8 protein-coding genes, 1 tRNA gene and 1 pseudogene are annotated in these 12,048 nt (G+C 69.1%); 6 read left to right on the top strand and 4 right to left on the bottom strand.

The features are described from left to right. Window positions 1–153 precede the first annotated feature (153 nt). The 4 genes and pseudogenes from gyrB to SSQG_RS19480 all read left to right on the top strand — a co-directional run bounded on the left by gyrB (window position 154) and on the right by SSQG_RS19480 (window position 5,886). The gene (gene gyrB / locus SSQG_RS19465) at window positions 154–2,202 is read left to right on the top strand and encodes a DNA topoisomerase (ATP-hydrolyzing) subunit B (protein WP_052310464.1); all 2,049 of its coding nucleotides are present in this window, start codon (window positions 154–156) and stop codon (window positions 2,200–2,202) included. Window positions 2,203–2,244: 42 nt separating this feature from the next. Further along, a pseudogene (gene gyrA, locus SSQG_RS19470) lies at window positions 2,245–4,840 on the top strand (DNA gyrase subunit A). A gap of 18 nt (window positions 4,841–4,858) precedes the next feature. Continuing rightward, on the top strand, window positions 4,859–5,668 hold the full coding sequence (locus tag SSQG_RS19475; RefSeq protein ID WP_039933147.1) for a DUF3566 domain-containing protein: 810 nt from the start codon (window positions 4,859–4,861) through the stop codon (window positions 5,666–5,668). Window positions 5,669–5,809: 141 nt separating this feature from the next. Then, window positions 5,810–5,886, top strand: a tRNA-Ile gene (locus SSQG_RS19480). A gap of 163 nt (window positions 5,887–6,049) precedes the next feature. Here the strand turns inward: SSQG_RS19480 and SSQG_RS19485 are convergent. Both SSQG_RS19485 and SSQG_RS19490 read right to left on the bottom strand, forming a co-directional pair. Continuing rightward, window positions 6,050–6,835, bottom strand: coding sequence for a sulfite exporter TauE/SafE family protein (locus SSQG_RS19485; RefSeq protein ID WP_003991523.1), 786 nt, complete (start codon window positions 6,833–6,835; stop codon window positions 6,050–6,052). 271 nt (window positions 6,836–7,106) lie between these two features. Then, window positions 7,107–7,466: a DUF6344 domain-containing protein gene (locus tag SSQG_RS19490; protein ID WP_003991524.1), complete on the bottom strand. Its 360-nt coding sequence runs from the start codon at window positions 7,464–7,466 to the stop codon at window positions 7,107–7,109. A 337-nt stretch (window positions 7,467–7,803) separates the two neighbouring features. On the opposite strand from SSQG_RS19490, the gene SSQG_RS42165 reads away from it, so the two are divergent. Both SSQG_RS42165 and SSQG_RS19495 read left to right on the top strand, forming a co-directional pair. Continuing rightward, window positions 7,804–7,932 (top strand): DLW-39 family protein, encoded by a 129-nt coding sequence (locus SSQG_RS42165; protein WP_003999697.1) that lies wholly within the window; start codon window positions 7,804–7,806, stop codon window positions 7,930–7,932. A gap of 143 nt (window positions 7,933–8,075) precedes the next feature. Further along, window positions 8,076–9,437, top strand: a complete 1,362-nt coding sequence (locus SSQG_RS19495; RefSeq protein ID WP_003991526.1) for a hypothetical protein — start codon at window positions 8,076–8,078, stop codon at window positions 9,435–9,437. A 32-nt stretch (window positions 9,438–9,469) separates the two neighbouring features. On the opposite strand, the gene SSQG_RS19500 is transcribed toward SSQG_RS19495, so the two are convergent. Both SSQG_RS19500 and SSQG_RS19505 read right to left on the bottom strand, forming a co-directional pair. Next, a complete protein-coding gene (locus SSQG_RS19500; RefSeq protein WP_003991527.1) occupies window positions 9,470–10,984 on the bottom strand; it encodes a serine/threonine-protein kinase in 1,515 nt (504 codons plus the stop codon). A 279-nt stretch (window positions 10,985–11,263) separates the two neighbouring features. Continuing rightward, window positions 11,264–11,812 (bottom strand): helix-turn-helix domain-containing protein, encoded by a 549-nt coding sequence (locus SSQG_RS19505; protein WP_003991528.1) that lies wholly within the window; start codon window positions 11,810–11,812, stop codon window positions 11,264–11,266. Window positions 11,813–12,048 lie beyond the last annotated feature (236 nt).

Genomic DNA, 12,048 nt, shown 5'->3' on the forward strand with positions numbered 1-12,048 from the left:
ACCGGTAGACTGGGAGCAATCCCGCCCCACTCGCTGGGGACCGTCCGGGAAAAGCTGAGCAACGCTGATCAAGGCTTACCAACGCAACATGCCGCAGCCGCTCCGGCAACCCGCCGACGAGCCTGGCTCGTGCTGTGCCAGAAAGGGCGCTTCGTGGCCGATTCCGGCAACCCCAACGAGAACAATCCGTCCGTCGAGGCCATGGCCGGAGTCGCCGAGGCCTCAGCCACTGCTTCGTACGACGCCAGTGCCATCACAGTCCTCGAGGGTCTGGACGCGGTCCGCAAGCGACCCGGCATGTACATCGGCTCGACCGGTGAGCGAGGGCTGCACCACCTCGTGTACGAGGTCGTCGACAACTCGGTCGACGAGGCGCTGGCCGGCCACGCGGACACCATCGACGTGACGATCCTCGCCGACGGCGGCGTCCGGGTCGTCGACAACGGCCGTGGCATCCCGGTGGGCATCGTCCCGTCCGAGGGCAAGCCGGCCGTCGAGGTCGTGCTGACCGTGCTGCACGCGGGCGGCAAGTTCGGCGGCGGCGGCTACGCGGTCTCCGGTGGTCTGCACGGCGTCGGCGTCTCGGTCGTGAACGCCCTGTCCAGCAAGGTCTCCGTCGAGGTCAAGACCGACGGTTACCGCTGGACGCAGGAATACAAGATGGGCGTCCCGACGGCCCCGCTGGCCAAGCACGAGGCCACCGAGGAGACCGGCACCTCGGTCACCTTCTGGGCCGACGGCGACATCTTCGAGACCACCGACTACTCCTTCGAGACGCTCTCGCGGCGCTTCCAGGAGATGGCGTTCCTCAACAAGGGTTTGACGATCAAACTCACTGACGAGCGCGAGTCGGCGAAGGCCGTGACCGGTGCCGACGAGGCCGGGGCGGACGAGAAGGCCGAGGTCAAGGCCGTCACGTACCACTACGAGGGCGGCATCGTCGACTTCGTGAAGTACCTCAACTCCCGCAAGGGCGAGGCGGTGCACCCCACCGTCATCGACCTGGAGGCCGAGGACAGGGACAAGCACCTGTCCCTCGAGATCGCCATGCAGTGGAACGGCGGCTACACCGAGGGCGTGTACTCCTTCGCGAACATCATCCACACCCACGAGGGCGGTACGCACGAAGAGGGCTTCCGGGCCGCGCTCACCTCGCTGATCAACAAGTACGCGCGCGACAAGAGGCTGCTGCGCGAGAAGGACGACAACCTCACGGGCGACGACATCCGCGAGGGTCTGACCGCGATCATCTCGGTCAAGCTGAGCGAGCCCCAGTTCGAGGGCCAGACCAAGACCAAGCTGGGCAACACCGAGGCCAAGACCTTCGTCCAGAAGGTCGTCTACGAGCACCTCGCGGACTGGCTGGACCGCAACCCCAACGAGGCCGTGGACATCATCCGCAAGGGCATCCAGGCTGCCACCGCGCGTGTGGCGGCCCGCAAGGCCCGTGACCTCACCCGTCGCAAGGGCCTGCTGGAGACCGCGTCCCTGCCGGGCAAGCTCTCCGACTGCCAGTCGAACGACCCGGACAAGTGCGAGATCTTCATCGTCGAGGGTGACTCCGCCGGTGGCTCGGCCAAGTCCGGCCGCAACCCGCAGTACCAGGCGATCCTTCCGATCCGCGGCAAGATCCTCAACGTGGAGAAGGCGCGGATCGACAAGATCCTGCAGAACCAGGAGATCCAGGCGCTGATCTCCGCCTTCGGCACCGGGGTCCACGAGGACTTCGACATCGAGAAGCTCCGCTATCACAAGATCATCCTGATGGCGGACGCCGACGTCGACGGCCAGCACATCAACACCCTGCTGCTGACCTTCCTGTTCCGCTTCATGCGGCCGCTGGTCGAGGCCGGGCACGTGTACCTCTCCCGTCCGCCGCTCTACAAGATCAAGTGGGGCAAGGACGACTTCGAGTACGCGTACTCCGACCGCGAGCGCGACGCCCTGATCGAGATGGGCCGCAACGCCGGCAAGCGCATCAAGGACGACTCGGTGCAGCGCTTCAAGGGTCTCGGCGAGATGAACGCCGAGGAGCTGCGCATCACGACCATGGACCAGGAGCACCGCGTCCTCGGCCAGGTCACCCTCGACGACGCCGCCCAGGCCGACGACCTGTTCTCGGTCCTCATGGGCGAGGACGTCGAGGCCCGCCGCGCGTTCATCCAGCGCAACGCCAAGGACGTCCGCTTCCTCGACATCTGAGTCGGTCTCAGCTGACCGCACCAGGAAGGACCTTCACCAGCAATGACCGACGAGAACACTCCCGTCACGACGCCCGAGGGTGACGCCTTGGCCATGCGCGTCGAGCCCGTCGGGCTCGAGACGGAGATGCAGCGCTCGTACCTCGACTACGCGATGTCCGTCATCGTCTCGCGTGCCCTGCCCGACGTGCGGGACGGCCTCAAGCCCGTCCACCGCCGCGTGCTGTACGCCATGTACGACGGCGGCTACCGCCCCGAGCGCGGCTTCTACAAGTGCGCCCGCGTCGTCGGCGACGTCATGGGCAACTACCACCCGCACGGCGACTCCTCGATCTACGACGCCCTCGTGCGCCTCGCCCAGTCCTGGTCGATGCGCATGCCGCTCGTCGACTCCAACGGCAACTTCGGCTCTCCGGGCAACGACCCGGCTGCGGCCATGCGCTACACCGAGTGCAAGATGGCGCCGCTGTCGATGGAGATGGTCCGCGACATCGACGAGGAGACCGTCGACTTCACGGACAACTACGACGGCCGCTCCCAGGAGCCGACCGTCCTGCCGGCCCGCTTCCCGAACCTGCTGATCAACGGCTCGGCCGGTATCGCGGTCGGCATGGGCGACCAACATCCCGCCGCACAACCTGCGCGAGGTCGCCTCCGGTGCCCAGTGGTACCTGGAGAACCCGGAGGCCTCGCACGAGGAGCTCCTGGACGCGCTGATCGAGCGCATCAAGGGCCCCGACTTCCCGACCGGCGCGCTCGTCGTCGGCCGCAAGGGCATCGAGGAGGCGTACCGCACCGGCCGCGGCTCCATCACGATGCGCGCGGTCATCGAGGTCGAGGAGATCCAGAACCGCCAGTGCCTGGTGGTCACGGAACTGCCGTACCAGGTCAACCCGGACAACCTCGCCCAGAAGATCGCCGACCTGGTGAAGGACGGCAAGATCGGCGGCATCGCGGACGTCCGTGACGAGACCTCGTCGCGCACGGGCCAGCGCCTGGTCATCGTGCTGAAGCGGGACGCGGTCGCCAAGGTCGTCCTGAACAACCTGTACAAGCACACCGACCTGCAGACGAACTTCGGCGCCAACATGCTGGCGCTGGTGGACGGCGTGCCGCGCACGCTCTCCCTCGACGCGTTCATCCGCCACTGGGTGACGCACCAGATCGAGGTCATCGTCCGCCGTACGCGCTTCCGGCTGCGCAAGGCCGAGGAGCGGGCGCACATCCTGCGCGGTCTGCTGAAGGCCCTGGACGCCATCGACGAGGTCATCGCGCTGATCCGGCGCAGCGACACCGTCGAGATCGCGCGGCACGGCCTGATGGACCTCCTGGAGATCGACGAGATCCAGGCCAACGCCATCCTCGAGATGCAGCTGCGCCGTCTGGCCGCCCTGGAGCGCCAGAAGATCGTCCAGGAGCACGACGAACTCCAGGCGAAGATCAGCGAGTACAACGAGATCCTGGCCAGCCCGGTCCGCCAGCGGGGGATCGTCAGCGAGGAACTGGCCGCGATCGTCGAGAAGTACGGCGACGACCGCCAGACGAAGCTGATCCCGTACGAGGGCGACATGTCCATCGAGGACCTGATCGCCGAGGAGGACATCGTCGTCACGGTCACCCGGGGCGGCTACATCAAGCGCACCAAGACCGACGACTACCGGGCCCAGAAGCGCGGCGGCAAGGGCGTGCGCGGCACGAAGCTCAAGGAAGACGACATCGTCGACCACTTCTTCGTGTCCACCACGCACCACTGGCTGCTGTTCTTCACCAACAAGGGCCGCGTCTACCGCGTCAAGGGCTACGAGCTGCCCGACGCCGGCCGGGACGCGCGCGGTCAGCACGTCGCGAACCTGCTCGCCTTCCAGCCCGACGAGGCGATCGCGGAGATCCTGGCGATCCGCGACTACGAGGCGGTTCCGTACCTCGTCCTCGCCACCAAGGCCGGACTGGTGAAGAAGACGCCTCTGAAGGATTACGATTCGCCCCGTTCCGGCGGTGTGATCGCGATCAACCTCCGCTCGATGGAGGACGGTTCGGACGATGAACTGATCGGTGCCGAACTGGTTTCGTCGGACGACGATCTGCTTCTGATCAGCAAGAAGGCACAGTCGATCAGGTTCACCGCCTCGGACGAGACCCTGCGTCCCATGGGCCGTGCCACCTCGGGCGTCAAGGGCATGAGCTTCCGCGAAGGCGACGAGCTGCTCTCGATGAATGTTGTTCGACCCGGTACGTTCGTGTTCACTGCCACAGACGGCGGGTACGCGAAGCGGACCAACGTCGACGAGTACCGCGTCCAGGGTCGCGGCGGCCTCGGCATCAAGGCCGCCAAGATCGTCGAGGACCGCGGTTCCCTCGTGGGCGCGCTGGTGGTCGAGGAGACCGACGAGATCCTCGCCATCACGCTGTCGGGCGGTGTGATTCGTACGCGAGTCAACGAGATCAGGGAAACCGGCCGTGACACCATGGGCGTCCAACTGATCAATCTGGGCAAGCGCGATGCCGTCGTGGGTATCGCTCGCAACGCCGAGGCGGGACGCGAGGCGGAGGAGGTCGACGGCGACATCGTCGTCGACGAGACCGCCGAGGGTGTCGCGACCACCGGCACGGACGAGGGCGAGGCGCCCTCGGCCGAGTAGCACGAGGAGTGAGTCAGCGTGAGCGGAGCCACGGGCGCCGGACCGACCGGTACCTCCAAGGGTACGGACGAGGACGGCGGCGGCCGTGGCTCCGCCGCGCGTGCGGCGGACCCGCACACGACCAACCTGAAGGCGGTCACGTCCCCGACCAAGGACTCGCCCTCAGCTGACTCGCATGGATCCCAGGGGGGAACTGTGACGGACACCCGAGGCCCGCAGACCGCCGAGGCGGGCCCGGCCGCATCCGGCGCCCAGCCGCAGCCGCAGCCGCAGCCCAAGGCGCCCGCGCAGGAGCAGGGCGCCGTCGGGCATGCGGCCTCCCCCCTGCCGGGCGAACGGCAGGCCCAGCAGCAGGCCGGGCCGTACCACCCGCCGCAGGCCTACCCCGCGCAGCAGGCGGCCGGTGCCGGCGCCGCAGCCGTACGGCGTCCCCGCACGGGTGCGCGCACCACGCCCCGCGTCCGCAAGGCCCGCCTGCGGGTGTCCAAGGCCGACCCGTGGTCGGTGATGAAGGTCAGTTTCCTGCTCTCCATCGCGCTGGGCATCTGCACGATCGTCGCGGCGGCGGTGCTGTGGATGGTCATGGACGCGATGGGCGTCTTCTCGACCGTCGGCGGCACGATCTCCGAGGCGACCGGCTCGAACGAGTCCAACGGCTTTGACCTGCAGGCTTTCCTGTCGCTGCCCAACGTCCTGATGTTCACGTCGATCATCGCGGTCATCGACGTCGTCCTGGCGACGGCCCTCGCGACGCTCGGCGCGTTCATCTACAACCTCTCCGCCGGCTTCGTCGGCGGTGTGGAGCTGACGCTCGCCGAGGACGAGTGACGTCACTTCGACCTCGCCCGACGGTCTCCTGTCGTTGCTCCGACGGTCTCCTGTCGTTGTCCCGACAACCGATTTTGGGACTGCCCATGTCGTGCGCTAATCTTCAGGAGTCAGCGCGCGGGACACACCGCAGAGCGCGGCGGGGCTATAGCTCAGTTGGTTAGAGCGCATCCCTGATAAGGATGAGGCCACAGGTTCAAATCCTGTTAGCCCCACCAGCGAGAAGACCCCCAACCGATCATGGTTGGGGGTCTTTGACGTAGAAGCCGCCGTCCAGCCACCCCGTGCCGCCGCAGGCGCAGTCGGAGGCTCACGGCAGAGCCGCGGGCTGACGGTGTAATGGGTTCCCGCGGGTGCCTCGCTGGGGGGTGAGGAGGTAGGTCAGCGCAGTGCGTTGATCGCATAGAGCGCGCCGAGTCCGGCGGCCAGGGCGCCCAGAAGCAGGCGGAGGAAGGTCTCGGGCATCCGCGGCTGGAGGTGGGCTCCGAGGTAGCCGCCCATGAGGCCGCCCAGGCCGCATGCCAGGCCAAGGAACCAGTCAGGGGCGATGCTGCCGCTGTGCGCCAGGGACAGTAGGGCGTAGGTGGAGGCGCCAACCAGCGAGGTGGCGAAGGTGGAGGCAAGCGCAGCGGGGGCAACCTGGGAGACCGGGACGCCGCGGCCGACGAGGACGGGGCCGAGTATCGAGCCGCCGCCGATGCCGTAGACACCACCCACGACCCCGACGGCGAGTGCCAGACCAGTCACCGTCCGGGGTGCAGGTTCAGGGCGCCGAGACTCCGGAGGCTCGGGGTGGAGGGTTCGAACGATGAGCCAGATGCCGAGCGGCAGCATCAGGGCGGCGACCAGGAGGCGGAAGACGTTCGGGCCCGGAAGGGCGAACACACGGATGACGGCTCCGAGGATCACGCCGGGCAGGGTGCCCAGCACCAGACGGCGCACGAGCGGCCCTCTCAGCGCGCCATTGCGTCGGTAACGCAGCAGGGCGCCAGGACCCGCCACCACGTTGTAGAGCAGATTCGTGGGCGTCACCGCCGGGTTGGGCACGGCGAAAACGCTGAGCTGCACCGGCAGCAGGAACACCGCCCCGGACACTCCGACCGGCGCGGTCACCGCGGCTATCAGCATCCCGACCGCAAGGCCGGCCGCCCCGAGCTCCCACTCCACCTGATGCCCCCACCTAGAGCCGATTGCCCTCGGGCCGTGCTGTGTCGAGGGCAGGGCAGAAGCCTGACATCAGCACCTGACACCAACAACCGCGTACAAGCCTGGTGTGGAGTGAGCGGCGTCAGCGGACAGCCGTGATCGACCTGATAAGGACCAACCGGTAGCAGTTGGGGGGTTTCTGTGTCTTCGCATGCGGAACATGAGGAAGCCCGGCGGCTCTGGCGAGCTGCCGGGCCCGTACGCGGGATCGCCGTGCGGATGTGCCGGAGGTTCAGCGTTGCAGGGGAGCGAGGTAGCCGGCCGTAGAGTCCGCTTCGGAGTCGTCGTCGGTGCAGTAGTCGGCGGTGCGGGAGGACGGCGGGTCCGTGAGGGGGCGGTGGCGGCAGCGGGGGGTCTTGCCGTGGGCCTCGGCGCGGATGCGCTGTTTCATCGTGGGGGGCAGGGCCTTGGCATGGGTCCTGGCAGACGCCGATGTCGTCCGCTGCTGCGGGATGCGCTCGCTGTTGCGCTTCTGCTCGGCCTGGGGTACGGCCGCCGCGGCGGTCGTCGTGATGAATCCGAGCGCCGTGAACAGCGCGACGAAGGCGGTGACGATGGTGGTCCACAGCGTCATGACCTTGTTCCGGGCCATGGCCCCTCACTTTCGGGTCGGGCGATTTGCGTACTTTCCTCATGATGTGTATGTGGGGCGAGAAGTGGTGGACCGACGCCCGTGGCGTCGCGATGTTCAGATGAACACCACCCGAATAGGCGCAAGAGGGGCGAAGATGTGAGGAGAGGGGAGAAGGAGGGTCAAAGTAACCCTCCGTCGGCGTGTGATCACCCTCCGATCGGAGCGGTGACCTCCGCTTCTACCCCGGTTGCCCGGACGGGAGTTGAGGGCCGACGCAGGTCACCGATCGGTATCGGTCGGTGTGTATAGTCGGGCGCCAGAGGTCCCCTACGTCAAGGAAAGACGAGGTCGCGCGGTGAAGAAGCTTCTCCTGGTCGCACTGGCCGCCATCGGCGGGCTCCTCGTGTACCGCCAGATCCAGGCGGATCGCGCCGAGCAGGATCTGTGGACGGAGGCGACTGACTCCGTGCCCACGGGTTCGTGAGTCACGACAACCCATAACGAGCACACCCCGGCCGCGACGCGGTCGGGGTTTTGTGTGTCGAGGGCCGGTCGTGAGCCCGGCCCGCGGGGCAGGATGGGCCACGGTTTCACGGTTCGTGGTCCGGCGACGGTGAGGGGTGGCGTGTGAGGGGACGGTGTCGTACGGCGCGGAGGCGGCGCGCGGGGGCGTGGCACGGCCGTCCGCCGGTGGCCCTGCGCATAGGAGCCGTGGCGCTGGTACTGGGGACGGCGGCCGTCGTGGCGCCGGGCCGGGCCGCCCTCGCCGTCCCACGGGACTCCGGCACGACGGTGTCACCGAGCCCGTACGCCTTCGCCGACGGCGCCCAGAACATCGAGGGAGCGAGAAGCACCGCCGACGCCGCGACCCTGAAGCCCGGCACGCCCTACAAGAGCTCCCTCCCGAGCAGCGGCAAAGTCAGCTACCGCATCGAACTCGACGACATCTCGAACACCTACGTCTCCGTCACCGCGGTACCCTCCCCCGGCACCACCGTCTCCGTCATCGACGGGCTCAAGGTGTCCCTCCAGGACGACGACGGCACCCCCTGCTCCGTCGACACCGAGAGCTTCGGGGCCGCCCGCAGCCCGCACCCGATCGCGGCGTGGGGCCGACGCGACATCTCGCCCACCCGGCCGCTGTGCCAGGAGGCCGGCACCTACTACGTCTCCGTCGAACGCGTCGACCCGGACGGCGAGGGCTCCTCGCCCGGCGCCTGGGATCTGGAGCTCCTCGCCATGACGGAGCCGCGCACAGCGAAGGCCGGGCCGACCAGTGCGCCCGAGGCGTGGAACTCCGCCTCACCCCAGCCCCTCCAAGGGGAGGCCGAGCGGCGCCGCGGCGGCGCCGGGTTCTCCCGGGCGACACCCCTCGACCAGGGCGTCTGGCGGGACGACATCCGGCCCGGCCAGACACTCTTCTACGAGGTCCCCGTCGACTGGGGCCAGCAGCTCCACGTCACCGCCGAGCTGGGCAGCTCGGACTCCGGCGGCACCGGCTACACCTCGGGCGCGCTGGACCTGGACCTCTACAACCCCGCACGCGGCCGTGTCGCTGACGTGGGCGTCGGCTACGACGGCGACCAGAAGTCCGGCAGCCTGCCTCCCCTGCCACCGGTCGACCACGCCAACCGCAACGCCGCCACCGAACAGATCGGCGCGATGCGCTTCGCGGGCTCCTACTACCTCGTCGCACACCTCGCGGAGAGCGTCGCCGACAGCTTCGGCGACGGGCCCTTCGCGATGACCCTGCGCGTGCGGGTGAGCGGGGCGGCACAGGACGGGCCCGGGTACGCGGGGGAGTCCGTGCCGAACGGCGCCTTCGAGGTCTCGGACCAGGACCGGGAAGCGGCGGCCGAAGGCGTGCCCGGAGGAGACGACACCGCGATGCGTGCCCTCGCCGTGGGCGGGATCGGCACCGGAAGCGCGCTGCTGGTCGGGCTCGGGGTGTGGACCGTGCTGGCCAGACGGAGGAGCGCCGCCGCATAGCTGGACGTACGGGCCGGGGCCCGCTGCGCGGCTCAGAGACGGCTCAGGGCCCAGAAGCCGACGGCGTAGCAGACCAGGGCGAGCAGCAGGAGCGGGATCGCCACCTGGGCCGAAGGACCGGGGCGGCGAGGACGCCGTGGCGCTCGGTGCCGGGACGGCGCCTGTCCCGGCGGTGGGGTCTGCGGGGACTGGGCGGTGTACGAGGCCGTGGAAGTACCGGTGGAAGTGCCGGTGGGCTGCTGGGCGGCAGGGGGCAGCGGCCGGCTCGGGTGGTTCAGGTGACTCGTGGGGCCGGCGGGGCCCGGGTACGCCGGGGGGAGCGGTTGGGAAGGGGGCAACGGGTGCGTGTGGCGCGGCCCACCAGGTGAGGTGGACGGGGTGACGGTGGCCTGAGGAGGAGGCAGGTGAAAACTGCCGGTGTCCGACATGGAGGGCGGCTGAGCGGGAGCACTCGGGGTGGACCAGGCGTCGCCGGTGCCGTCCGTGCCGTCGGAGGATCGGGGCGACGGGGTCGATCCTGAGGACACCTGGGCGTCCTCGCGGTGCTGCTCCTCACCGGCCCGCGGATCGGCCCTCTGGTCCCTGTGGTCGAGCCTCTGGCCGAGTCTCCCCCCGTCTGTCCCCGCGCCGGCGGGTTCCCCCCTCGGGCCGAGCCCCCGCGCTCTCTCCAAGGGGCCCTCCGGGGCGAACCCCTGGGGAAGCGGGCCGAGTTGGTCGAAGATCTCGATCAATTCGTCGTCCGGACCGGGCTCCGGAAGGAGCTCCGCGGCGGCGGCGAGCGCCTTGCGCGCCCCCGTGGCCGTACGGAACCGCAACCGGGGGTCCGGCTGCAGCAGCGTGGCCACCACCTGCCACAGCGGCTCCGGAATGCCCTTGGGCGCGCCAGGCGTCCCATGCTCGGCGAAGTACTGGATGAGCGCCTTGCTGTCCGGCTTGGCCCCCTCCAGCAGATACAACGCGACCAGCCCCGCGGCGAACAGATCGGCGGGGAAGTCCGGCTCGGCGCCCATCATCTGCTCGGGCGCGAGATAACCGGGCGTCCCCACCACGAGGTTCGTCTCCGTCAGCCGGGGCTCGCCCAGCCGCATCGCGATGCCGAAGTCGGACAGCCGCAGCCGAGGCCGCCCCGTGCCGGTCGGCTCCAGCAGCACATTGGCGGGTTTGACGTCACGGTGAACGACGTCCTCCGCGTGCACCGCGGCCAGCCCCGACAGCAGCTGGTCGAGCAGCGTGCAGACGAACGCCGGCGGGAGGGGACCGTAGTCCCCGACGAGGTGCACCAGGGAACCACCCGCGACCAGGTCCATCGTGAACAGGACCTTGTCGTCGTCGGCCGCCCAGCTGGTGGGGGCGAGCACATGAGGGTGGTCGATCCGCAAGGCCTGTTCGCGCACGAAACGCAGCAGCGAGTGCGCGTCACTCTGCAGCAGGACCTTGGCGGCCACGTAGCGACGGCGGCGATGATCCCAGGCGCGCCAGACGGCGCCGACCCCTCCGCGTCCGATCGGGTCGACCAGTTCGTACCGGCCGGCGAACACCTCACCCATGGCTGTACGTCGCTCCTCCCCCTGTGGTCTCCCCCCTTGCTTCCCCCTCGGCGAGCCAAACGACTCCCCGACGGGCGATACGGCTCCCCCCGACGAGCGATACGCATTCCCCCGCGCCGGTCGGCCCCCCGTGCGGAACACGCCCCCACGTGTCCACCTGTGCCGTCCAGGCCTCGCGCTGTCCCCCGTAGCAGCGGTCCATCCCCCCCCGCACCCCCGTGCCCCCGTCACGTCACCCGAGCCCGCTGCCGAACCCCCTTCGGCCGGCGGCCCGCGGGATCAGCTCTGGTGGGACTGGTAGTGCGAAACCGCGTCCGACGTGCGGCCGGCGCCGTACACCCGGAGGAACTCCGCCAGCTCCGGATGGGTCGGGGCGAGCGTGTCCGCCGCCTCGATGATGTCGCCCGCCGCCGCGACCGAGCGGAGCAGCGACTGGATCTCCCGGACGACGCGCTTGACCGTCGGCGCCCCCGAACTGCTCGTCGTCTGCGTGGTGTTGCTGAGCACCGAACCCCCCTGCGACTTCTTGATCTCCTCCATGCGCTCCGTGGCCTCGGCCGCGCTCACGCTGCCGTCCGCCACCTGCCCCGCCAGGTCCTGCAGCAGCTGTACCCGCTGCACCACAGCGGGGTTGCCGATCTTCGCCCGCTGACCGCTCATCAGCTGCGACAGCATCGGCGCGGACAGTCCCAGAACCCCCGCGAGACGAGCCTGATTGAGCCCAAGATCGTCGATCAGCCTACGGAAGAGCGCCCCCAACGGCTCCCCGTACCAGTTCCGCTGCAGCTCCCGCGCTCTTGCGGTGGCTTCCTGCTGTGCGGCGTCCATTGCGTCTCCCCATCGCTTCCCCAAGTACGGCGGTTCGCGGTAGCGAACCACGCCGAGCATCTTACGGAGAGTGGTCGGTCACGGGGACCCCCAATCCTTTTGCGGAATCACGGGGGTGACCCGGTACTCTGGTCTCCGACGCCCACCGAGACGTGAATTCTCCGGTTGGCGTTCCTCTTCCGGGGCCTTAGCTCAGTTGGTAGAGCGCTGTCTATTGCATGGCAGATGTCAGGGGT

The sequence above is a fragment of the Streptomyces viridochromogenes DSM 40736 genome, assembly GCF_000158955.1.
Taxonomy (GTDB): Bacteria; Actinomycetota; Actinomycetes; order Streptomycetales; family Streptomycetaceae; genus Streptomyces; species Streptomyces venetus.

Coding starts and splice junctions, on each gene's coding strand:
- SSQG_RS19505 (WP_003991528.1), bottom strand. CDS start 11,812: ATGGACGCCGCACAGCAGGAAGCCACCGCAAGAGCGCGGGAGCTGCAG.
- SSQG_RS19490 (WP_003991524.1), bottom strand. CDS start 7,466: ATGGCCCGGAACAAGGTCATGACGCTGTGGACCACCATCGTCACCGCC.
- SSQG_RS19500 (WP_003991527.1), bottom strand. CDS start 10,984: ATGGGTGAGGTGTTCGCCGGCCGGTACGAACTGGTCGACCCGATCGGA.